The following is a 20769-nucleotide window of genomic DNA, read 5'->3' as shown; positions in this document are numbered from 1 at the left end:
GCCGGCGGCACCGAACTGGCCGCGCTCAAGCACGAGCTGAGCCAGGTCCGCGGCGTCGACGTCGAGGAACTCCCCGAAGAGGAAGACCTCACCGCGACCGTGGCGTCCACCGAAGGGAAGTCCTGACATGCCCCCTGAGCTCGACCGTATCCGGGTCGGTTCGGCCCCCGACTCCTGGGGCGTCTGGTTCCCCGACGACCCGGTCCAGGTGCCCTGGGAACGCTTCCTCGACGAGGTCTCCGAGGCCGGTTACGACTGGATAGAACTGGGCCCGTACGGCTATCTCCCGACCGACCCGGCCCGCCTCACCGACGAGATCCGCAAGCGGAACCTCAAGGTGTCGGCCGGCACGATCTTCACCGGACTGCACCGGGGCCCCTCCGTCTGGGAGTCCACCTGGGAGCACGTCAGCGAGGTCGCCTCGCTCACCCAGGCCATGGGGGCGAAGCACCTGGTCGTCATCCCGTCGTTCTGGCGGGACGACAAGACCGCCGAGATCCTGGAGCCGCCGGAGCTCACCGGTGAGCAGTGGGCCCACCTGACCAAGGGCATGGAGCGCCTCGGCCACGAGGTCAAGGAGAGGTTCGGCCTCGACATCGTCGTGCACCCGCACGCCGACACCCACATCGACACCGAGGACCACGTCGAGCGCTTCCTCGACTCGACCGACTCCGACCTGGTCAACCTCTGCCTGGACACCGGTCACTACGCCTACTGCGGCGGCGACAGCGTCAAGCTGATCGAGACCTACGGCGAGCGCATCGGCTATCTGCACCTCAAGCAGGTCGACCCCGAGATCCTCGCGGACGTGGTGAAGAACGAGATCCCGTTCGGCCCCGCCGTCCAGCGCGGTGTGATGTGCGAACCCCCGGCCGGCGTACCGGAGTTGGGGCCGGTCCTGACGGCCGCGCAGAAGCTCAACGTGGACCTGTTCGCGATCGTCGAGCAGGACATGTACCCCTGCGAGCCGGACAAGCCGCTGCCCATCGCGGTCCGTACCCGTAAGTTCCTGAGGTCCTGCGGCGCCTGACGACCCGAAAGGACGGCCGATCACCATGACCCAGCGTCCGCACACGCTCGGAGTCGCAGTCATCGGTACCGGAAAGATGGGCGCCGACCATGTGCGCCGCATCCAGGAGGTCATCAGCGGGGCACGGGTGACCGCCGTCGTGGACGTCGACGCGGAACGCGCCAAAGCGGTCGCGGCCCGCGTCGACGGTTGCACCGCCCACACCGACCCGGCCGCCGCGATGGCGGCGGCCGACGTCGACGCGGTGATCGTCGCCTCGCCCGGCCCCGCCCACGAGGCGGCGCTCCTCACCGCCTTCGAGCACGACCTGCCGGTGCTGTGCGAGAAGCCGCTCACCCCCGACGCGGCCTCCGCGCTGCGGGTCCTTCAGGCCGAGCGGAAACTCGGCCGGCGCCGGGTCCAGGTGGGCTTCATGCGGCGCTACGACGCCGAGTACACGAAGCTCAAGGCCCTGCTGGAGACAGGCCAGTTGGGCCGTCCCCTGATGCTGCACAACCGGCACCGCAACGTCGCCAGCCCGCCCGGCTGGACGTCCGAGATGCTCATCAACGACTCCGTGACGCACGAGATGGACGTGACCCGCTGGCTGCTCGGCCACGAGATCACCGCCGTCACCGTGCTCGCCCCGACCCCGTCCGGCAACGCGCCTGACGGCATCCGGGACCCGCAGTTCGTGATCTTCGAGACCGACGGCGGCGCGATCGTCGACGTCGAGATCTTCGTCAACTGCGGCTTCGGCTACCAGGTCCAGGCCGAGGTCGTCTGCGAACGCGGCACCGCCCGCGTCGGCGACGGCCACGCCATGGTCACCAACGCGGCCGGCCGCTGGGGCGGCATCATCGCCCAGGACTACATCGAGCGGTTCGCCGACGCCTACGACCGTGAGGTCCAGGCATGGGTGGACGCCACCCGGCGCGGCGAGGTCACCGGGCCCAGCGCGTGGGACGGGTACGCCGTGGCCGCGGTGTGCGAGGCGGCGGTACGGGCACTGGAGGAGGGCGGCCGGGTCGCGGTGGACCTGGTCGACCGGCCGGCGCTCTACGCCTGAGGCGAACAGGAGGGCCGGGGGAGCTTCCCCCGGCCCTCCTTCGTGTTCCGCCCTCAGCCCGCGAGCGCCGTACGCGGCCGAGGCTCGAAGCCCGCCGCGCGGTACGACTCGTCGATCAGCCGCATCGTCACCAGCGCGTCGTCCGCGTCCAGCGCGAGCGGGGCGTCCCGGCGTATGTGCGCGGCGAACGCCTCCAGCTGGTAGGTGTACGACGAGCGGGTGCCGAGCCGCTCCGTCCGCTCGCCGTCCGCCGTACGCACCACGACCCGGTCGTCCAGGTGCGGCAGCACGAAGTTCGGCGCGAACGCCTCGCCCGCCGAGCCGACGATCCGGCAGCTCATCTCCAGCTCGTCGTACGCCATGTGGCAGCGCGCGGACGCGGTCGCCCCGCCCGGGAACTCCAGGTCGGCGTCCAGCCACTCGTCGACACCCGGCGCGCCCGCCCGTTCCCCGCCACGCGCGGTGACGAGCCGCGGTGCCCCGCCCGCCCAAGGCGCGAGCACCCGGGCCGCGTGCAGGCTGTAGCAGCCCAGGTCCATCAGGGCGCCGCCCGCGAGCGGCAGTGACCAGCGCGGGTCGGAGTCGGCCGGCCCCTGGACGGCGACCATCGTCTCGACGCGCCGCAGATCCCCGAGTTCACCGCTCTGCAGCAGCTCGTGCAGTCGCCGGGTCACCGGGTGGAAGAGGTAGTGGAACGCCTCCATGAAGACGGTCCCGGCCTTGGCCGCCGCCTCCCGCACCTCGGCCGCCTCCTCGGCGTTGCTCGCCGACGGCTTCTCCGTCAGGACGTGCTTGCCGGCCGCGAGCGCGGCGAGGTTCCACGGCCCGTGCAGGCCATTGGCGAGCGGGTTGTAGACGACCTCCACCTCGGGGTCCTCGAGCAGGTCGGCGTAGGAGTCCACCACCCGCTCCACGTCGTGCTCGTCCGCGAACGCCTCGGCGCGGGACCGGTCGCGCGCGGCCACCGCCACGAGGCGGTGGCCGGTCGTCCGGGCCGGGCCGACGAGGGAGAGTTCGGTGATGCGTGCCGCGCCCAGTACTCCGATGCGCAGTGGTTCCCGGCCCGGATCGTTCATCCCTGCCGTACCTCCTCGATCGTCACCGGACGGTGCTCGTGCAGCGACAGTGTGCACGCGTCGGCGATCCAGCCGGCCTCCAGGGCGTCCTCGATGGTGCACGGGGAGGGCCGGGTGCCGGCCACGACCTCGGTGAACGCGGTGAGTTCGGCGCGGTAGGCCGCGGTGAAGCGGTCCATGAAGAAGTCGTGCGGGGTGCCCGCCGGGAAGGTCACGCCGGGCTCGACCGAGCGCAGCGGCAGCTTGTCCTCCAGGCCGACGGCGATGGAGTCCTGGAAGCCGTGGATCTCCATGCGGACGTCGTAACCCCGGGCGTTGTGGCGGGAGTTGGAGACCACAGCGATGGTGCCGTCATCGAGGGTGAGGATCGCGCCGGTGGTGTCGGCGTCGCCCGCCTCCTTGATGAAGTCGGCGCCCTTGTTGCCGCCGACGGCGTACACCTCGGTCACCTCGCGCCCGGTCACCCAGCGGATGATGTCGAAGTCGTGCACCGAGCAGTCCCGGAAGATGCCACCGGAGGCGGCGATGTACGCGGCCGGCGGCGGCGCCGGGTCCAGCGTGGTCGAGCGGACCGTGTGCAGCTTGCCGAGCTCACCGCTCTGCACGGCGGCGCGGGCGTTCACGAAGCCGGTGTCGAAGCGGCGGTTGTAGCCGATCTGGATCGGCACGTCCGTGCCCTGGACGGCCTTCAGTACCTGGACGCCCTCGCCCATGGTCCTGGCGACGGGCTTCTCGCAGAAGACCGGGATGCCGGCCTCGACGCCGGCCAGGATCAGCGCGGGGTGGGCGTCGGTCGCGGCGGCGACGACGATGCCGTCCACGCCGGCGGCCAGCAGGGCCTCGGGCGAGTCCACGACCTCGGCGCCGAACCGCTCCGCGGCGGCCTTGGCGGCGTCCGCGAACGGGTCGGTGACGACGAGGGAGTCGACCGCGTCGAGTCCGGAGAGGGTCTCGGCGTGGAAGGCGCCGATGCGGCCGAGGCCGAGGATGCCGATTCGCATGGGGGTCGGTGCTCCTTGAAAGCGGTGGTACGGGGGGATGTCGTACGGGGAGTGGGGCATGGTCAGTCGAGTCCGCCGAGGACGTTCTGGTCCCAGTCGATCACCGACCCGGTGACCACCCCGGAGCGGTCCGACAGCAGGAACACCACGAAGTCGGCGATCTCGTCCGGCTGCCCCAGCTTGCCCATCGGCAGCTTGGCGGCGGCCTGCTCCCGCCAGTCGTCCGCGGCGCCGTGGAAGGCCTTCTGCGTCGCGTCCTCCCCCTCCGTGGCCGTCCAGCCGATGTTCAGGCCGTTGATCCGGACCCGGTCCCAGCGGTGGGCGTGCGCGGCGTTGCGGGTCAGGCCGATCAGGCCGGCCTTGGCGGAGACGTACGGCGCGAGGAACGGCTGCCCGCCGTGCGCCGAGGACGTGATGATGTTGACGATCGTGCCGGGTGCCTTGCGGGCGACCATGTCCGAGACGGCGGCCTGCATGGCGAAGAACGGCGCCTTGAGGTTGATCGCGATGTGCTGGTCGAACAGCTCGGGCGTGGTGTCCAGCAGCGTGCCCCGGGACGTCAGCCCCGCCGAGTTGACCAGGCAGTCGATCCGGCCGTACGCGTCGACGACCTCGGCGACGGACGCCTTCGCCTGGTCGGCGTCCGACAGGTCGGCCTGGACGAACAGGGCCTTGCCGCCGGCGGCGGCCAGCTCGGCCACCAGCGCCTCACCGGGTTCCGGGCGGCGCCCGGTGACGGCGACGACCGCCCCCGCGCGCACGGCCGCCCGCGCGATGGCGGCGCCGACGCCCTGGCTGCCGCCGTTGACGAGGACGACCTTGTCGTCGAGAAGTCCCATGTCTTTTCCGGGTCCTTTCAGCTCTGGTCAGCTCTGGCGCCGCTCGGCGCCGGCCCGCAGCTCGTCCCGCAGGGCCTCGGGGGTCCATGCCTCGCGCAGCGCGCGCCGCAGGAGGTCCGCCTGCGCGGGCGGGGCCAGCCCGGCCACCGGCGGGTCGCTGTCGAGGTTGGTGGGGAAGGGGTAGCCCTCGGCGCTCGCGGCGATCACGTTCGCCGTCCACGCCTCGTCCGCGCCCTCGCCGCGGCGCCCCAGCAGCACGGGGTACACGGCGTTCGCGACGGCCTCGCGGTCCACCGTCTCCATGGCCCGCCCGAACGCGGAGGACACCTGGAGCAGGTTCGCCATGCGCCGGATGTCCGCCGACCGGTTGGTGCCGGCCGCGTGGAAGAGCGCCGGGTTGAAGAAGGCCGCGTCCCCCTTGGCGAGGGGAAGCTGGACGTGGTGGTCCTCGAAGTACGTCTGGAACTGCGGGAGCCGCCACGCCAGATAGCCGGGCTCGTACCGCTGCGAGTACGGCAGGTACATCGTCGGCCCGGACTCCACCGGCATGTCGCAGTGCGCGACGGCGCCCTGGAGGGTGAGCACGGGGGAGAGGGCGTGGACGTGGGCCGGGTAGGCGGCCGCGACCTCGCCCGAGAGGAAGCCCAGGTGGTAGTCGCGGTGCACGGTCTGCGCCGCGCCGCCCGGGTTGACCACGTTCACCTGCGAGGTCACCTGGTAGCCGGGCCCGAGCCAGGCGGCCGAGACCAGGGCCAGGATGTCGTTGGCGTAGTAGTCGGCGAAGGCCGCGGGGTCGTAGAGGGCCGCCTTCTCCAGCGCGTTCCAGACCCGGTCGTTGGCGCCCGGCTTGGCGAAGTGGTCCCCGGCGTGCGCGCCCGAGGCACGCTGCTCGGCGATCAGGGCGTCGAACACGGCGCTGAGCCGGTCGACGACCTCCGGCTCCGGGAAGGCGCCCTTGAAGACCACGATGCCCGGCCCCTCGGTGAGGGCGCGGACCAGCTCGGCCCGCACCGCACGGGGGTCCTCGGCCTCGCGCAGGCGATCGCTGTCGTAGACCAGGACAGCGCGCTCCACGGCGGCGGCGTACGGGTAGTCGGCGAGGTCGGTCGTCCGCTCGACGAGGTGACGGAAGTCGGCGAGGTCACAGTCGTGCTCGGACAGCCAGGCCCGGCGGTGGACGGAGGTGAAGGACATCGGTGTCCTCTCGGTGACAGGGGCGACTCAGCGCTGCCATTCTTGTCATGACAATCCCGTCGAACAACCAGCAGCCGCCCATCAAAAACCCCTCAAGGAGCCGTCGCATGGGCCACCCCTTCCCGATCCGGGAAATCGCACGTCAGGCGGGCCTGAGCGAGGCCACGGTGGACCGGGTCCTGAACGGCAGGAAAGGCGTGCGCGAGAGCACCGCGCGGGAGGTCCAGCAGGCGATAGCCGACCTGGACCGGCAGCGCACCCAGGTCCGGCTGGTGGGCCGCACCTTCATGATCGACATGGTGGTGCAGGCGCCCGAGCGGTTCACCACGGCGGTGCGCGCCGCCCTGGAGGCCGAGCTGCCCTCCCTGCACCCGGCGGTGGTGCGCTCACGCTTCCACTTCCGGGAGACCGGGCCGATGCCGGAGCTGACCCGGACGCTGGACCGCATCGCCCGGCGCGGCTCGCAGGGCGTGATCCTCAAGGCCCCGGACGTCCCCGAGGTCACCGCCGCCGTCGCCCGGCTCGCGGAGGCCGGCATCCCGGTGGTGACCCTGGTGACCGACCTGCCCTCCACCGCGCGCCTCGCCTATGTCGGCATCGACAACCGGGCCGCGGGCGCCACCGCCGCGTATCTGACGGGGCAGTGGCTGGGGGAGCGGCCGGGCAATGTGCTGACCAGCCTCAGCAGCGGCTTCTTCCGTAACGAGGAGGAGCGCGAGATGGGCTTCCGCGGCGCCATGCGGAGCCTCCATCCCGCTCGCACACTCGTCGAGATCGCGGAGGGGCAGGGGCTGGACGCCACCCAGTACGACCTGGTCCGGGCCGCGCTGGAGCGTGACCCGGACATCCGTGCCGTCTACTCGATCGGCGGCGGCAACATCGCCACTCTGCGGGCCTTCGAGGACCTCGGCCGGGAGTGCGTGGTGTTCGTCGCGCACGATCTCGACCAGGACAACACCCGACTGCTGCGCGAGCACCGCCTGTCCGCCGTCCTCCACCACGACCTGCGCCAGGACCTGCGCGAGGCCTGCCACATCGTGATGCGGGCCCATGGCGCGCTGCCGCCGGCGGGGCCCACGCTGCCGTCGGCGATCCAGGTGGTGACGCCGTACAACATGCCCACGCCCATCGGGTGACGATCGAGGGTGTGTGCCGGGCGTGTACACCGGCTCGACGGGTCCGGCTCCCTACCGTCGTGCGCATGTGGAAATCGAACCCGGACGGCGGGCCCGAGCGGTTGGTGGCGCTCGCCGACGGCGTGTTCGCCATCGCCATCACCCTGCTGGTCCTGGACTTCTACGTCCCGCGCGGACTGGGCCCGGACCAGTACGACGACGCCCTGCACGAACTCATCCCGAACCTCGGGGGCTACGCGCTCAGCGTGCTGGTTCTCGGCGCGTTCTGGCGCGAACACCGCCGGATCTTCGGATACGTCCGGGAGGTCGACGGGCAGGTGATCACCCTGTCCATCGTGGGGCTGAGTGTCGCGGCCCTCGTGCCGTTCCCGACCAAGCTCCTCTCCGAGTACGGCAGAGAGCCCGAGTCGGTCGCCATCTACGCGGCGGCGGTCGCCGCCCTCGGCTCCGCCCACCTCGCGCTGCTGCTCCTCCTGATCCGGCGCCCCTGGCTGCGCGGCGCGACGAAGCCGCCGGAGGGCTTCCGCCTCTTCGCGCTCGACCTCTCCGTGACGGTGGTGGTGTTCGTCGCCAGCGTCCCGCTGGCCCTGGCCTACGGCGAGGCCGCCATGTGGCTCTGGCTGGTCATGGCCCCGGTCAAGGTGGCCATCGGCCGGCGGGCCGATCGGGCGGCACGCTGAGGCCGGCCGTCCGTCACACTCCCGCGGCCACGTCCACCCACGTGCCGCTCTGCGCGGACCGCACCATCGCGTCGAGCACGCGGGCGCTGCGCACGGCGTCGTCGAGGGTGGCCCCGTGCGGGGTGCCCTCGGCGACCGAGCGCAGGAAGCGGTACGCCTCGACGACCTTGAGGTCGTCGTAGCCCATGGCGTTCGCCGCGCCCGGCTGGAAGGCGCCGAACTCGCCGTCGCCCGTGCCGACATACACGGTGCTGACCGGCTGGTCCTGGTAGCTGGTGCCACGGCTGACGCCCAGCTCGCCCATGCGGCGGAAGTCCCAGAACACCGCGCCCTTGGTGCCGTGCACCTCGAAGCCGTAGTTGTTCTGCTCGCCGACCGAGACCCGGCAGGCCTCCAGCACGCCGCGGGCGCCGGAGGCGAACCGCAGCAGGCAGTTGACGTAGTCCTCGTTCTCGACCGGGCCGAGTTCCCCGGTGGCGAGGGTGTGTCCGGCGGTGGCGCCGGTCGGGCGGGCCCGCTCGGGCAGGAAGACCGCGGTGTCGGCGGTCAGCGAGGTGATGTCGCCGAGCAGGAAGCGGGCCAGGTCGGTGCCGTGCGAGGCGAGGTCGCCGAGGACTCCGCTGCCGCCACGCTCGCGTTCGTAGCGCCAGGTCAGGGCGCCCTGCGGGTGGGCCGCGTAGTCGCTGAAGAGGCGGATGCGGACGTGCGTGACGGTGCCGATCTCACCGGCGGCGATCAGGTCGCGGGCGCTCTCGACGGCGGGCGCGTTGCGGTAGTTGAAGCCGACCGCGCTCTGCACGCCGGCCTTGGCCGCCGCGTCCGCCACCGCGCGGGCGTCGTCGGCGGTCAGGCCCACCGGCTTCTCGATCCAGAGGTGCTTGCCGGCCTCGGCCATCGCGACGCCGATCTCGCGGTGCAGGAAGTTCGGCGCGGTGATGCTCACCGCCCGCACCCGGGGATCGGCGGCCACCTCGCGCCAGTCGCGGGTCGCCGTGGCGAACCCGAATCGCGCGGCGGCCTCCTCGGCCCGCCCGGGCACGTCCTCGGCGACGGTCACCAGCTCCGGACGCAGGGGCAGCGCCGGGTAATGGTGCGGGACACGGGCGTACGCCTGGGTGTGCACCCGCCCCATCCAGCCGAATCCGACGACGGCGACGCCGAGCGTGTCCACCATTGCAGCACCTCTTTGGACCGGTCCATTTCCTGTCCAGCCCACCTTGGGTGTGGCTCGGCGCCGGTGTCAACCCTTTCCTCGCCCTTTGACAAGGCGCGGCACCGCATGGAACGGTCCATGTCCATGAGAGCGCCGACGATCCGTGATGTGGCCGACCGGGCCGGCGTCTCCAAGTCACTGGTCTCGCTGGTGCTGCGCGGCTCGGACCAGGTGCGCCCGGAGAAGCGGGAGGCCGTTCTGCGGGCCGTGCGCGAACTCGGCTACCGCCCGAACGCCGCCGCGCGCAGCCTCAGCGAGCAGCGCACCCGCACGGTCGGCGTCCTCCTGAACGACCTGCGCAACCCCTGGTTCGTCGACATGCTCGACGGCCTGAACTCACTCCTGCACGACAACGGCCTGCGCATGCTCCTGGCCGACGCGCGCCTCAACCGCCGTACCGGACAGGACCCGGCCGGTCCCTTCCTGGACCTCGGCGTCGACGGCCTGATCGTGGTCGGCACCCTGCCCGACCCCGCCGCCCTCGGGGCGGTCGCCGAACGCCTGCCGGTGGTGGTGGCGGGCGCGCGTGAGCCCCTGCTGCCCGGCGTGGACGTCGTGGCCAACGACGACGAGCGGGGCGCCCGCCTGGTCACCGAGCACCTCATCGGCCTCGGCCACCGGCGCATCGCGCACATCGCCGGGTACGGCGCGGTCGGTGAGCTGCGCCGACGGAGCTTCGAGACGGCGATGCGGGCGCACGGCCTCGGGGACGAGGCGGTCGTCGAACCGAGCGACATGACCGAGGAGGGCGGCTACCGGACGACGGTCCGGCTGCTGAGCCGCACCGAGCGGCCGACGGCCGTCTTCGCCGTGAACGACATCGCCGCCATCGGCGCGCTGTCGGCGGCCGAGGAGTCGGGACTGCGGGTGCCGCGCGATCTGTCCGTCGTCGGCTACGACAACACGAGCATCGCCCGGCTGCGCCATGTGTGGCTCACCAGCGTCGACAACGCCAGCCACGAGGTCGGCCGCCGAGCCGCCCGCTGCCTGCTCGACCGGTTCGAGGGCGCCGGGGGAGCGGGCGAAGTCCGCCTCGCGGTACCGACGTTGGAGATCCGGGGCTCGACGGCGCCCCCGCGCGTCACTGGTTGATCGCGTACGCCTTGCGCAGCGTCTCGTGCACCGTCCACGTCGTACGGTCGCCCTCGCGCAGTACGGCCATGTCGCCGGGCCCCACCGTCAGCGTCGGCCCGCCCTCGACCTCGATGGTGGCCGACCCGCTGATCACGACGAACAGCTCGTCGGCCTCGGTGTCGGTGACCACGCCGGGCGTGATCTGCCAGACGCCCCGCACCTGACGTCCGTCCTCCGACTCCCAGACCACCTTCCCGGTCACCTCGGGCGTCCCGGAGACGATCTGCTCGGGTGCGAGGGGCTCGGGTTCGAGCTCGGCGTCGGGGATGTGCAGTACGAAGCTGTGCGTCATGCGGAGACCCTAGCCCGGCGGAGCGGGGGTCCGGCCTGGACAGAGTGTGGGGTCTCGGCGGGAGCGGGCGGACACTCCGTCGCGGCCCACGGACGGTCACCGGGCTGCACACAGGGCTGTGCACAGGGCGGCACATAAGACGATGCGCAAGACGATGCGCAAGACGATGCGCAAGACGATGCGCAAGACGATGCGCAAGACGGCGCGCAAGACGGCGCACAAAATTGTTGACAATTCTGTTTGGCTAGATTTACGTTCGACAGGCACTCACTCAGGGAGGGCACATGCCGAAAGAAGCCCGTCCGAGCACCGGAGAGCAGGCCAAGCGGCATGCGCTCGCGCAGCTGCGGCAGGCGATCCTGCACGGCGAGATGGCACCGGCGCAGCGGCTGGTGGAGAACGAGCTCGCCGAGCAGTTCGGTGTGACACGGGCCAGTATCCGCGCGGCACTCATCGATCTGGAGGCTCAGGGACTGGTCGAGCGGATCCGCAACCGTGGCTCGCGGGTGCGGGTGGTGACCGTGGAGGAAGCGGTCGCCATCACCGAGTGCCGCATGGTCCTGGAGGGGCTCTGCGCGGCGAAGGCCGCCGTCGCCGCCAGCGACGAGCAGCTGACCCGACTGGCGGACCTGGGCGCGGCGATGACCAAGGCCGTGGCCGACGGCGAACCGATGACCTACTCCGAGCTGAACCAGGAACTGCACGCCAGGATCCGGGAGTTCTCCGGCCAGCGCACCGCCGTGGAGCTGCTGGAGCGGCTCAACGCACAACTGGTGCGCCATCGCTTCCAGTTGGCGTTGCGGCCCGGTCGTCCGCAGCGCTCCCTGAACGAGCATCTGGCCATGATCGAGACGATCCGGGCCAGGGACCCGCAGGCGGCCGAGGCGGCCGTCCGCGCCCACCTCACCAGCGTGATCGAGGCGCTGCGCGACTGAGCCGTACGAGTCGCCGCGCGGCGGACGCGCACGGGGCGGGCGCACCCCTGTCACCCAAGGAGAAACCAGCGATGACGCACGCCCACGCGCCCTCCCCCGAGCTCTCGACTCCGCCCGACCAGGGGGGACCCCCATCCCCGCCACGCTCGACCCTCGTGATCACCGCGCACGCCGGTGACTTCGTGTGGCGGGCGGGCGGCGCGATCGCCCTGGCCGCCTCCGGGGCGAGAAGGTCACCATCGCCTGCCTGACCTTCGGCGAGCGCGGCGAGTCCGCCACGGCATGGCGCGAAGGCAGGAAACTCGACGAGATCAAGGCGATACGCCGCGACGAGGCAGAACGGGCCGCCGCCACCCTCGGCGCCGAGGTCCGCTTCTTCGACGCCGGCGACTACCCGCTCGTCGCCACCGCCGAGCTGACCGACCGGCTCGTCACCGTCTACCGCGACACCCAGCCCGACGTCGTGCTGACCCACCCGGTCGAGGACCCGTACAACGGCGACCATCCGGCCGCCAACCGCATGGCCCTTCAGGCCCGGATCCTCGCCCAGGCCATCGGCTATCCGGGCGACGGCGACATCATCGGCGCCCCGCCGGTCTTCTACTTCGAGCCGCACCAGCCCGAGATGAGCGGCTTCAGGCCCGAGGTGCTGCTCGACATCACCGCGGTGTGGCAGACCAAGCGCGAGGCCATGGAGTGCCTCGGCGCCCAGCGGCACCTGTGGGACTACTACACCGACCTCGCCGTCCGCCGCGGCGTCCAGCTCAAGCGCAACGCCGGACCCAACCTGGGCCTGGCCCACAAGACCATGGCCGAGGCGTACATGCGCCCCTACCCGCAGATCGCGAAGGAGCTGGCATGAGCGGCGTGATCGTCACCGACCCGCCGAAGGCGGAGCTGCGGGACGTCGACGCGCTGGCGGGCTTCGGCGTGGCGACGGTGAGCGAGGCGATGGGGCGAACGGGCCTGCTGGGCCCGGGTATCCGCCCCGTCCAGCAGGGCGTACGGGTCGCCGGCACCGCCGTCACGGTGCTCGGCTGGCCCGGCGACAACCTCATGATCCACGCCGCGGTGGAGCAGTGCGGCGAGGGCGACCTCCTGGTCGTCACCACCACCTCCCCGTCCACCGACGGCCTGTTCGGCGAGCTCTTCGCGACCGCCCTGCGCCGGCGCGGAGTGCGCGGCGTCGTCATCGACACCGGCATCCGTGACACCCAGGAGCTGCGCGACATGGGCTTCGCCGCCTGGTCCCGGGCGGTGAGCGCACAGGGCACGGTCAAGGCCACCGCAGGCTCGGTGAACGTGCCGGTCGCCATCGACAGCCAGGTCGTCCGCCCGGGCGACGTGATCCTCGCCGACGACGACGGCGTGGTGGTCGTCCCCCGCGAACGCGCCCGCGAGACGGTCGGGAAGGCCGAGGCCCGCGAGGCCAAGGAGGCCGCCACCCGCGCGGCCTTCCTCGACGGCCAACTCGGCCTGGACCGCTACGGGTTGCGCGAGACGCTCGTACGGCTCGGCGTGACGTACAAGTCCTACGACGAGTACGTCCGCGACGGGGCGCGGCCGTGACCGGGCCCGTGGAGCTCCGCTGCATGCTGATGCGCGGCGGCACGTCCAAGGGCGCCTGCTTCCTGGCCGAGGACCTGCCCGAGGATCCCGCCGCCCGCGACGAGCTGTTGCTGCGCGTCATGGGCAGCCCGGACGAGCGGCAGACCGACGGCCTGGGCGGCGCCCACCCCCTCACCAGCAAGGTGGCCGTGGTGTCCCCCTCGGCCGATCCGCGGGCCGACGTCGACTACCTGTTCCTCCAAGTCGCCGTCGACCGACCGGAAGTGAGCGACCGTCAGAACTGCGGGAACGTTCTCGCCGCCATCGGCCCGTTCGCCGTGGAGCGCGGGCTGGTCGCGGCGGGGGAGGAGAAGACCTCCGTACGGATCCGGATGGTCAACTCAGGCGACCTCGCCACGGCGACCTTCCCGACCCCGCGCGGACGCGTCGACTACACCGGAGGCGCCGGGATCTCGGGCGTGCCCGGCACGGCGGCGCCCGTGGTGATCGAGTTCCCGCCCGGCGCCGGGAAGTTGCTGCCCACCGGCAACGTCCGCGACGTGATCGACGGCATCCCGGTGACCTGCGTGGACAACGGCATGCCGACCGTCCTCGTCCAGGCCGCCGCGCTCAAGGTCACCGGCCACGAGGCACCCAAAGACCTGGAGGAGGACCTCGCGCTCGCCGGCCGAGTCCGCGAACTCCGCCTGGCAGCAGGCCACTTGATGGGACTGGGCGATGTCTCGAACGCGACCGTCCCCAAGGTCACCCTCCTCGCCGCGCCCCGCCACGGCGGCGCGATCGCCACGCGCACCTTCATTCCGGTCCGCTGCCATACGTCGATCGGCGTGCTCGGTGCGGCCGGCGTCGCCGCCGGGCTGCGCGTCGAGGGCGGCGTCGGCGCCGGCCTCGCGGATCTGCCCGCCGACGGTGACCTCGTCCGCATCGAACACCCCACGGGCCACCTGGACATCGAGAGCAGCCTCGGCACCGACTCCGCGGGCGGTCCCGTCGCCCTGCGCACCGCCGTCGTCCGCACGGCCCGCAAGATCTTCGACGGCACCGTCTTCCCCCGGTCCGCCGAGACGGCCCCACTCCCCGCACCCACCCCCGGAGGCCCCCGATGACCCCGCCGCTCGGCGACATCGCCCACCTCGGCCACGCCCAGCTGTTCACCCCGGACCTGGAAGCCAGCGTCGCCTTCTTCACCGACTTTCTGGGCCTCACGGTCAACGGCCAGGACGGTGACACGGTCTATCTGCGGACCTTCGACGACTACGAGCACCACAGCCTGGTGCTGACCGCCCGCGAGCAGCCGGGTCTCGGCCGGCTCGCCCTGCGCACCTCCAGCGAGGAGGCGCTGCACCGCCGTGTCGAGGCGGTCGGGGCGGCCGGTGGCACCGGCAGATGGGTCGAGGACGAGCCCGGCCTCGGCAGGCTGTACCTCACCACCGACCCCGACGGGCACGAGCACGCCCTGTACTGGGAGAGCGAGTACTACCGGGCGCCGGAGGGGCTGCGGCCGGCGCTGAAGAACCAGGCGCAGGCCAAGCCCGACCGGGGCGTCGGCGTACGGCGGCTGGACCACGTCAACTTCCTCGCCGCCGACGTGCTCGCCAACGCCGAGTTCCAGGAACGGGTGCTCGGCGCCCGGCCCACCGAGCAGATCCGGCTCGACTCCGGGAAGATCGCGGCGCGTTGGCTGACCTTCACCGACAAGTCGTACGACGTCGTCTACACCTCCGACTGGACCGGCTCCGCCGGCCGGCTGCACCACATCGCCTTCGCGACCGACACCCGCGAGGACATCCTGCGCGCCGCCGACCTCGCCATCGACAACGGCGTGTTCATCGAGACGGGCCCGCACAAGCACGCCATCCAGCAGACGTTCTTCCTGTACGTCTACGAACCCGGCGGCAACCGCGTCGAGCTGTGCAACCCGCTCACCCGGCTGGTACTCGCCCCGGACTGGCCGCTGATCACCTGGACCGAGGCCGAGCGGGCCAAGGGGCAGGCGTGGGGTCTGAAGACGATCGAGTCCTTCCACACGCACGGGACACCGCCGGTCGCCTGAACACACCGCGGGCCGCCCGAGGCGGCGCCCGGAACGCCCGGGCCGGATTGTCGCTGAGATTGTTGACAAAAACGTTGACTCTTTCGATCCCCCTCCTTGGCGTCTGGCGCACAACGCACGAGAGGAAAACAAGGATGTCCCCCTCCCCGACCGCTCCTCGCGTCGGCAGACTGGCCCTGCTCGCCGTCGGCCTGTGCTGGCTGGCCGTTCTCTTCGACGGCCTGGACATGTTCATCTACGGGTCCGTGCTGCCCCACATGCTGGCGGAGAAGGCGCTCGGTCTCACCCCCGACCAGGCCGGTGACCTGGGCAGCTACGCCACCTTCGGCATGCTGGTCGGCGCCCTGGCCGCCGGTACGGTCGCCGACCGGATCGGCCGCAAGACGCTGATGGTCGCCTGCGTCGCGCTGTTCTCGCTGGCGTCGGGGCTGTGCGCGATGGCGGGCGGCGTCGCGGTGTTCGGCCTCGGCCGCACGCTCGCCGGCATCGGCCTCGGCGGTCTGCTGCCCACCGCGATCAGCATGGTCTGCGACTTCGCCCCGCGCGGCCGCGGCGCCCTCGCCATCGGCATGCTGATGACCGCCCACCACGCGGGCGGCATCCTCTCCGCGTACGTCGCCCTGTGGGTCGTCGAACCCCTCGGCTGGCGGGCCGCGTTCTGGTTCTGTGTGCTCCCGCTGCTCTTCGTGCCGGTGCTCGCCAGGTTCCTGCCCGAGTCGCTGAGCTTCCTGGTCGCCAAGGGCCGCAGTGCGGAGGCCGGGGAGCTGGCCCGGCGCTACGAGGTCGAACTGCCCGCCGCCCCCGCCGGCGAGCGGCCCGCCACCAACCGCCGGCACTCCCTGGCCAACCTCTTCCGGGGCGGCGAGTGGGGCCAGACGCTGCTGTACTGGTCGGCCTCCTTCGGCGGACTGCTCCTCGTCTACGGAGTCGCCACCTGGCTGCCCACCCTGATGCGCGGCGAGGGCTACAACCTCGGCTCGGCACTGACCTTCGTGGTGCTGTTCAACCTCGGCGGCATCGTCGGCATGCTGGTGGCCGGCCGTGCCGCCGACCGGTTCGGCGCTCCACAAATCTCGGCGATCTGGTTCGCGCTGACCGCCGCCGGGGTCTTCCTGCTCAGTGTCCGCATGCCGTTGGCGCTCACCTTCACGGTGGTGTTCCTGACCGGCGTGTTCCTCAACAGCGCGCAGACCATGATCTACGCGACCGTCTCGATCCGCTCCCGCCCCGAGAACCGCGCCACCGCCGTCGGCTGGACCTCGGGCATGGGCCGGTTCGGTGCCGTCTTCGGGCCGTGGCTGGGCGGCCAGTTGCTCGCCGCCGACAAGGGTGACTGGGGCTTCACGGCCTTCGCGTGCGCGGGCCTGTCGTCCATGGTCTTCATCGGGATCGCCGCTCTGCGCGGCTCGAAGCGGGCGGCCGGGAGTGACGGGAAGCGGGAACTCATGGGCGCGCACTGACCAGCACGTGCGCACGCGGCGAGTGGCGTCCGTCATATGTACGGACGAACCATATGTACAGATGAGCCGAACTGGGTTATACGACGGTCTCGCGTATTGTTGCGTCATATGCCCGTAGTGATGCAGGGCGGCTCTCGTGACGTCGGGGGCAGGTGAGTTGACAGTCGATGGGGGATCAGAAACGTGACGGCATTTCTCGCACTGGTGGCTGTCGTCGCGTTCATGGCCAAGGCAGGGCTGCCGTGGTGGGTGGTGGTGTCGGTGACCCTGCTGATGGCGGGGTTCGTCGCGGGGATGTCCTGGAGCCCGGGAAAGGGCGCCAGGAACACCTCGGCCGCCGCCCCGGCGGTGCAGCCCATCTGGGCCTCGGCCGACAGGTGTTCGACCGTCCGGCCGGTCTCGGCGAACGTCCGTGCCACCTGCCCGGACGAGTACACCCACACGGTGCCCGGCGAGCCCGCGCCGATGGTGCACAACAGGTGACGGATCCACGAAGGAATGTACGCGGTGTCGAACGCCGACGCGGACGTGTCCACGGCGCATGCGTGGCGCGAACTGACGGGACGCGCATACAGGTTCGACGTCACTCCGCCCGCCCGGGTCGGCGGCCCGGCGTTCACCCGGCGGCCGTCGCCTCCCGTACACGCCGCGCGATCAGGGCGTAGACCTCGCGGGCCTTGGCGTCGTCCTGCCCGTCGTACCCGTGATCGGCCCCGCGCACATCATGGTGCTCGACCAGCGCCCCGGCACCCCGAAGCCGCTCGGCGTACCGCTCGCCCTCGGCCCGCAGCAGGTCGTGCTCGGCGGTGACCAGCAGGGCCGGCGCGATGCCCGTCAGATCCGCCGTGTCCGACGCGTGCGCCGGGGACACGAGCCGGTCGAGGCGCCGCGGCGCATCCGGGACGTACGAGGTGTCGAAGACGTCGGCCATCCAGGGGCGGAGCACCGGCTTGGGGATGGTGGCACGCTTGTCCCTGGCGTTGGTCGCCAGGTCGAGCGGCGGGTAGTGCAGCACCTGGAGTGCGACCGACGGCCCGCCCTGCTCAAGGACCTGCCGCGCGACGGCCGCCGCGAGCCCGCCCCCGGCGCTCTGCCCGCCCACGGTGAGCCGCCCGCCGTCCCAGCCCTCTTCGGCGCCGTGCTCCGCGATCCACCGGACGATCTCGTACGCCTGCCGGGGCGGCGCCGGGAACGGATGCTGCGGGGCGACGGCATAGTCCACGTTGATCACGACCACCCCTGCCTCGGCGGCGAGGAGGCGGCACAGCGGGTCGTCCAGCTCGGTCAGCGTCATGACGTATCCACCGCCGTGGAAGTTGATGTGCACCGGGGGAGCGGGCTCGTCGTTCGCGGGCAGATACACCGTGACCCGGGCCGGGGCGATCGACGTCGGAATCGTCAACTCCCGTACCGTGCGCGGGAATTCGGGAAACCGGGCATGTGAGGCGGCAGTGGAGCCCCGTCCACCGGAGCGCCGGTCCGCCAAGACGGTCACACGTTGCATCGCCTTGGCGACGAGGGCGGCCACCGCGGGCCGGGCCAGGAGGGGCATGTGGCTCCGTTCGGTCGGGGCTGTGGGCTTCCCCGACATCCCGAAATGGAGGATCTGATTGAGTTAGGCAATTATAGGTAGCAGCAATTATTGGTCAAGAGGTAGCTTCGGCCGAGACACGATGCGTATGCGGTAGGGTTGACCTGCGTGATCACGCGGTCCTCCGCGCGATACGCGCCGGGACGTGGCGCAGCTTGGTAGCGCACTTGACTGGGGGTCAAGGGGTCGCAGGTTCAAATCCTGTCGTCCCGACTGGAGATGGTCGCAGGTCAGGGCCGGTTTCGGAGGTATCCGAAACCGGCCCTTGATCATTCTTGGGGACCAGTTGGGGACCGGCGCCCTTGACCGGGGTCAGCGGGTCACGACGATCGGGCTCGGCAGCGAGCGAGGTGCGCGGAGCACGCTGAGGTGTGCGGAGAGCGCCGCCCCGGCGGCCGTGATCTTGTGTATGTCGGGGTGTAGGTAGCGCTGGGTGGTGGTCAGGGAGCCGTGGCCGGCGATCCGGCGGAGGACGTGTACCTGGACTCCGGCGTCGGCGAACCAGGTCAGTCCGGTGTGCCGGAGGTCGTGGCGGCGCAGGTGCTCGTAGCCGAGCTTAGTGACCACGTCGTCCCAGTGTGTCGCGTCGCGCAGGACGGCGGTGGAGATGCGTCCGCCGCGCGGGCCGGTGAACAGGCGGGCATCGGGATTCGGGCCGGCGGACAGGACACGCTGAGCGACGAGGGGACGGATCTCCTCGACGATGGGAACCTTGCGGGCCCGCTTGCCCTTGGTGCCCTTGTCGGTCAGCCCGCCGGGCGCGGGTGTGGTCTGACGCCGCACGGTCCAGATCCACTGGTTGGTGTCGATGTCCCCGACACGGCAGCCTGAGACCTCGCCGATCCGTGCGGCAGTGCACGCGGCGAAGACGACCACGTCTCCCCAGCCGCGGTACTGGTCGTGGGAGGCAGCCACGAGCGCGTCGGCCAGCGCAACAAGAGTCTCCCAGTCGGGCAGGGCCAGCGCCCGTGGGTCGAGGAGTTCGTCCTCGGCCTGCTTGTAGAGCTTCTGCCAGCCGGTCACCCGGGCTGGGTTGACCTTGATGATGCCGTCTCGGACTGCCTGCTCCATGACGCGGACCAGGACGGCGATCGTGTTCTTCACCGTGGAGCGGCTGTGCTCGTCCGCGATCCAGTTCTGCACCGTGCGGTCGACGACACCATTGGTGATCATCCGCACCGCGAGGTGGCCCAGGGCGGGGACCACGCGCCTCCGCCACCCCGACAGGTAGGGGTCCAGCGTTTTCAACTCCAGGCCGCGCAGGGCAACGTCCATGTTCGCTTCGCCGTATTCGGCGAGCTTCATGGTGGCCAGCGACGGGCTCAGGCCAGCCTCTGCGGCCTCGATGATGGCCTGGAGCCATTCCTGGGCCTCTTCTTCGCTGTCCTTTCCCTCGGACAGTGACTGGCGGCGCTTGCTGGTCGGATCGGTCCACCGGACACGCGCCCGATACGGAGTGGGGCGGTCAGGACGATACTCGATATCGGTCGAGAGCCGGACACCGACAGGAACGTTGGTCTTATCGGCCATTGAGTCCCTTGGTCGGGACGGTACGTCGGTGGCGCAGCCATTCCTCGACGTCAAGGGCGCTGTACATGACGACACGTTCCGAGACCGTGACGAATGGCGGCCCCTGGGGTGGCTGGGCGGTGCGCCAGCGGCGCAGGGTTGAGGCGTCGACTCTCAGGCAGGCAGCGAGGTCACTGGTTGAGTACCAGGCGCTGGTGAGGAGAGGCGCTCGTCTATCAGGTGATACGGCATGATGGTGAGCAACTGCAGGGTCCGCTGTGGACTCCTTCTCGCGATGCGGTTCGGCGTTGGCGATGGTTGCTATCGGTTCATTGAGCAAGTGCGGCTATTCTCCGGGGAGTACGGAACACTAGACGGATCTGCGGAAGAGTCCAGAGACGGACAGCACAGTTCGCGAACGGAGAACGCGCGGTGGATTTCCAGCAGGCAGCGGCGATGTGCCTTCGCCATCGCTTCGATCAGTGGTTGTGTTCGGGTGCGGACGTTGGTGCATTAATCGTCTCCGGAATCGCCGGTTTGGCTAACCGGCGTTTCCGGGCTATGTTGCCGCCGAGTCGGACGGCGGTAGGCGGTCATTTGGATGTTTCACTGCCATGTCCATTGACGCAGCCGGAAGTCCCAGGAGGGTCCCGCAGGACTCCTGCCGTCGGCGGCCGCTCTTTCGCTGCTATGCAGGGTGAGTGTGGGCTGGGAAGCGACAGGACTGGGAACCTGAGTGCCGGGAAAATGACGCTGGGCCTATGAGCCCATTCCCTGCTGGCCCGAGGCCCGTTGACGGTCAGCTGGAGCAGTGGGACGCCGGCGGGGGATGACGTCCCGCCGAGTGGTGTATCAGCGATCACGTCTATCGCCTTGTCCGTACCACGGTGTTGGTCGATGGACTGCTTGTGAGCGGGGTCACGTCCGCGGGAGTGGTGTATTGACGGCCACTCGGTGATCTCGTTTTGAGGCTATGCGGTGAGTTCGGTGGGTAGGTCGGTCTCGCTGG

21 protein-coding genes, 1 tRNA gene and 1 pseudogene are annotated in these 20769 nt (G+C 71.0%); 14 read left to right on the top strand and 9 right to left on the bottom strand.

The window, feature by feature from the left end:
- The 3 genes from ACFU95_RS48120 to ACFU95_RS48110 all read left to right on the top strand — a co-directional run.
- Nucleotides 1-126: ABC transporter ATP-binding protein (locus ACFU95_RS48120; RefSeq protein WP_383843293.1), on the top strand; the 126-nt coding region annotated here is incomplete at its 5' end.
- 1 nt (nt 127) lies between these two features.
- Nucleotides 128-1030, top strand: coding sequence for a sugar phosphate isomerase/epimerase family protein (locus ACFU95_RS48115; RefSeq protein ID WP_383843287.1), 903 nt, complete (start codon nt 128-130; stop codon nt 1028-1030).
- A gap of 25 nt (nt 1031-1055) precedes the next feature.
- Complete coding sequence (locus ACFU95_RS48110; protein WP_383843284.1) at nt 1056-2078, top strand: Gfo/Idh/MocA family protein; 1023 nt, start codon at nt 1056-1058, stop codon at nt 2076-2078.
- A gap of 53 nt (nt 2079-2131) precedes the next feature.
- Here the strand turns inward: ACFU95_RS48110 and ACFU95_RS48105 are convergent, their stop codons facing one another.
- From ACFU95_RS48105 to ACFU95_RS48090, 4 genes are all read right to left on the bottom strand, one after another.
- Nucleotides 2132-3154 (bottom strand): Gfo/Idh/MocA family protein, encoded by a 1023-nt coding sequence (locus ACFU95_RS48105; protein ID WP_383843281.1) that lies wholly within the window; start codon nt 3152-3154, stop codon nt 2132-2134.
- A complete protein-coding gene (locus tag ACFU95_RS48100) occupies nt 3151-4155 on the bottom strand; it encodes a Gfo/Idh/MocA family oxidoreductase (RefSeq protein ID WP_383843278.1) in 1005 nt (334 codons plus the stop codon). The genes ACFU95_RS48105 and ACFU95_RS48100 overlap by 4 nt, the downstream gene beginning before the upstream one ends.
- A gap of 62 nt (nt 4156-4217) precedes the next feature.
- Nucleotides 4218-4994, bottom strand: a complete 777-nt coding sequence (locus tag ACFU95_RS48095) for an SDR family oxidoreductase (protein ID WP_383843275.1) — start codon at nt 4992-4994, stop codon at nt 4218-4220.
- A gap of 27 nt (nt 4995-5021) precedes the next feature.
- Nucleotides 5022-6188, bottom strand: coding sequence for a phytanoyl-CoA dioxygenase family protein (locus ACFU95_RS48090; RefSeq protein WP_383843272.1), 1167 nt, complete (start codon nt 6186-6188; stop codon nt 5022-5024).
- A 107-nt stretch (nt 6189-6295) separates the two neighbouring features.
- Between ACFU95_RS48090 and ACFU95_RS48085 the strand changes: the two genes are divergently transcribed.
- On the top strand, nt 6296-7324 hold the full coding sequence (locus tag ACFU95_RS48085) for a LacI family DNA-binding transcriptional regulator (protein WP_383843269.1): 1029 nt from the start codon (nt 6296-6298) through the stop codon (nt 7322-7324).
- A 65-nt stretch (nt 7325-7389) separates the two neighbouring features.
- Nucleotides 7390-8004: a TMEM175 family protein gene (locus tag ACFU95_RS48080; protein ID WP_383843266.1), complete on the top strand. Its 615-nt coding sequence runs from the start codon at nt 7390-7392 to the stop codon at nt 8002-8004.
- A gap of 13 nt (nt 8005-8017) precedes the next feature.
- Here the strand turns inward: ACFU95_RS48080 and ACFU95_RS48075 are convergent, their stop codons facing one another.
- A complete protein-coding gene (locus ACFU95_RS48075; protein ID WP_383843264.1) occupies nt 8018-9178 on the bottom strand; it encodes a Gfo/Idh/MocA family protein in 1161 nt (386 codons plus the stop codon).
- Between the two features lie 123 nt (nt 9179-9301).
- Between ACFU95_RS48075 and ACFU95_RS48070 the strand changes: the two genes are divergently transcribed.
- A complete protein-coding gene (locus tag ACFU95_RS48070; RefSeq protein WP_383843290.1) occupies nt 9302-10309 on the top strand; it encodes a LacI family DNA-binding transcriptional regulator in 1008 nt (335 codons plus the stop codon).
- Here the strand turns inward: ACFU95_RS48070 and ACFU95_RS48065 are convergent.
- Nucleotides 10299-10643, bottom strand: a complete 345-nt coding sequence (locus ACFU95_RS48065; protein WP_383843261.1) for a cupin domain-containing protein — start codon at nt 10641-10643, stop codon at nt 10299-10301. The two genes, ACFU95_RS48070 and ACFU95_RS48065, sit on opposite strands and share 11 nt — an antisense overlap.
- A 284-nt stretch (nt 10644-10927) precedes the next feature.
- Between ACFU95_RS48065 and ACFU95_RS48060 the strand changes: the two genes are divergently transcribed.
- The 7 genes and pseudogenes from ACFU95_RS48060 (at nt 10928) to ACFU95_RS48030 (ending at nt 17143) form a co-directional block, all read left to right on the top strand.
- Nucleotides 10928-11578 (top strand): GntR family transcriptional regulator, encoded by a 651-nt coding sequence (locus tag ACFU95_RS48060; RefSeq protein ID WP_383843258.1) that lies wholly within the window; start codon nt 10928-10930, stop codon nt 11576-11578.
- A 71-nt stretch (nt 11579-11649) separates the two neighbouring features.
- Nucleotides 11650-12440: pseudogene (locus tag ACFU95_RS48055) on the top strand (PIG-L deacetylase family protein).
- Nucleotides 12437-13147 (top strand): 4-carboxy-4-hydroxy-2-oxoadipate aldolase/oxaloacetate decarboxylase, encoded by a 711-nt coding sequence (locus ACFU95_RS48050; RefSeq protein WP_383843255.1) that lies wholly within the window; start codon nt 12437-12439, stop codon nt 13145-13147. The pseudogene ACFU95_RS48055 and the gene ACFU95_RS48050 overlap by 4 nt, the downstream one beginning before the upstream one ends.
- Nucleotides 13144-14253, top strand: coding sequence for a 4-oxalomesaconate tautomerase (locus ACFU95_RS48045; RefSeq protein ID WP_383843252.1), 1110 nt, complete (start codon nt 13144-13146; stop codon nt 14251-14253). The genes ACFU95_RS48050 and ACFU95_RS48045 overlap by 4 nt, the downstream gene beginning before the upstream one ends.
- Nucleotides 14250-15200, top strand: a complete 951-nt coding sequence (locus ACFU95_RS48040) for a VOC family protein (RefSeq protein ID WP_383843250.1) — start codon at nt 14250-14252, stop codon at nt 15198-15200. Before ACFU95_RS48045 ends, ACFU95_RS48040 begins: the two co-directional genes overlap by 4 nt.
- 134 nt (nt 15201-15334) lie before the next feature.
- Complete coding sequence (locus tag ACFU95_RS48035; RefSeq protein WP_383843247.1) at nt 15335-16660, top strand: MFS transporter; 1326 nt, start codon at nt 15335-15337, stop codon at nt 16658-16660.
- A 183-nt stretch (nt 16661-16843) separates the two neighbouring features.
- Nucleotides 16844-17143 (top strand): hypothetical protein, encoded by a 300-nt coding sequence (locus tag ACFU95_RS48030; protein WP_383843244.1) that lies wholly within the window; start codon nt 16844-16846, stop codon nt 17141-17143.
- A gap of 133 nt (nt 17144-17276) precedes the next feature.
- Here the strand turns inward: ACFU95_RS48030 and ACFU95_RS48025 are convergent, their stop codons facing one another.
- Entirely contained in the window at nt 17277-18212 is a 936-nt protein-coding gene (locus ACFU95_RS48025; protein WP_383843241.1) for an alpha/beta hydrolase, read from the bottom strand.
- A 178-nt stretch (nt 18213-18390) separates the two neighbouring features.
- Here ACFU95_RS48025 and ACFU95_RS48020 point away from each other — a divergent pair.
- A tRNA-Pro gene (locus tag ACFU95_RS48020) sits at nt 18391-18464 on the top strand.
- Nucleotides 18465-18563: 99 nt separating this feature from the next.
- On the opposite strand, the gene ACFU95_RS48015 is transcribed toward ACFU95_RS48020, so the two are convergent.
- Both ACFU95_RS48015 and ACFU95_RS48010 read right to left on the bottom strand, forming a co-directional pair.
- Nucleotides 18564-19781, bottom strand: coding sequence for a tyrosine-type recombinase/integrase (locus tag ACFU95_RS48015; protein ID WP_383843238.1), 1218 nt, complete (start codon nt 19779-19781; stop codon nt 18564-18566).
- Nucleotides 19771-20100 (bottom strand): helix-turn-helix transcriptional regulator, encoded by a 330-nt coding sequence (locus tag ACFU95_RS48010; RefSeq protein ID WP_383843235.1) that lies wholly within the window; start codon nt 20098-20100, stop codon nt 19771-19773. The genes ACFU95_RS48015 and ACFU95_RS48010 overlap by 11 nt, the downstream gene beginning before the upstream one ends.
- Nucleotides 20101-20769: the final 669 nt, after the last annotated feature.

This window comes from Streptomyces sp. NPDC057623 (assembly GCF_042800355.1).
In the GTDB taxonomy this organism is placed as follows: domain Bacteria; phylum Actinomycetota; class Actinomycetes; order Streptomycetales; family Streptomycetaceae; genus Streptomyces.
This window is presented reverse-complemented; position numbering and strand designations above follow the sequence as displayed.

What these genes read in the sequence shown, in the direction of transcription:
- ACFU95_RS48115 (WP_383843287.1), top strand. Translation starts at nt 128, where the DNA reads ATGCCCCCTGAGCTCGACCGTATCCGGGTCGGTTCGGCCCCCGACTCC.
- ACFU95_RS48110 (WP_383843284.1), top strand. Translation starts at nt 1,056, where the DNA reads ATGACCCAGCGTCCGCACACGCTCGGAGTCGCAGTCATCGGTACCGGA.
- ACFU95_RS48105 (WP_383843281.1), bottom strand. Translation starts at nt 3,154, where the DNA reads ATGAACGATCCGGGCCGGGAACCACTGCGCATCGGAGTACTGGGCGCG.
- ACFU95_RS48100 (WP_383843278.1), bottom strand. Translation starts at nt 4,155, where the DNA reads ATGCGAATCGGCATCCTCGGCCTCGGCCGCATCGGCGCCTTCCACGCC.
- ACFU95_RS48095 (WP_383843275.1), bottom strand. Translation starts at nt 4,994, where the DNA reads ATGGGACTTCTCGACGACAAGGTCGTCCTCGTCAACGGCGGCAGCCAG.
- ACFU95_RS48090 (WP_383843272.1), bottom strand. Translation starts at nt 6,188, where the DNA reads ATGTCCTTCACCTCCGTCCACCGCCGGGCCTGGCTGTCCGAGCACGAC.
- ACFU95_RS48085 (WP_383843269.1), top strand. Translation starts at nt 6,296, where the DNA reads ATGGGCCACCCCTTCCCGATCCGGGAAATCGCACGTCAGGCGGGCCTG.
- ACFU95_RS48080 (WP_383843266.1), top strand. Translation starts at nt 7,390, where the DNA reads ATGTGGAAATCGAACCCGGACGGCGGGCCCGAGCGGTTGGTGGCGCTC.
- ACFU95_RS48075 (WP_383843264.1), bottom strand. Translation starts at nt 9,178, where the DNA reads ATGGTGGACACGCTCGGCGTCGCCGTCGTCGGATTCGGCTGGATGGGG.
- ACFU95_RS48070 (WP_383843290.1), top strand. Translation starts at nt 9,302, where the DNA reads ATGAGAGCGCCGACGATCCGTGATGTGGCCGACCGGGCCGGCGTCTCC.
- ACFU95_RS48065 (WP_383843261.1), bottom strand. Translation starts at nt 10,643, where the DNA reads ATGACGCACAGCTTCGTACTGCACATCCCCGACGCCGAGCTCGAACCC.
- ACFU95_RS48060 (WP_383843258.1), top strand. Translation starts at nt 10,928, where the DNA reads ATGCCGAAAGAAGCCCGTCCGAGCACCGGAGAGCAGGCCAAGCGGCAT.
- ACFU95_RS48050 (WP_383843255.1), top strand. Translation starts at nt 12,437, where the DNA reads ATGAGCGGCGTGATCGTCACCGACCCGCCGAAGGCGGAGCTGCGGGAC.
- ACFU95_RS48040 (WP_383843250.1), top strand. Translation starts at nt 14,250, where the DNA reads ATGACCCCGCCGCTCGGCGACATCGCCCACCTCGGCCACGCCCAGCTG.
- ACFU95_RS48035 (WP_383843247.1), top strand. Translation starts at nt 15,335, where the DNA reads ATGTCCCCCTCCCCGACCGCTCCTCGCGTCGGCAGACTGGCCCTGCTC.
- ACFU95_RS48025 (WP_383843241.1), bottom strand. Translation starts at nt 18,212, where the DNA reads ATGCCCCTCCTGGCCCGGCCCGCGGTGGCCGCCCTCGTCGCCAAGGCG.
- ACFU95_RS48015 (WP_383843238.1), bottom strand. Translation starts at nt 19,781, where the DNA reads ATGGCCGATAAGACCAACGTTCCTGTCGGTGTCCGGCTCTCGACCGAT.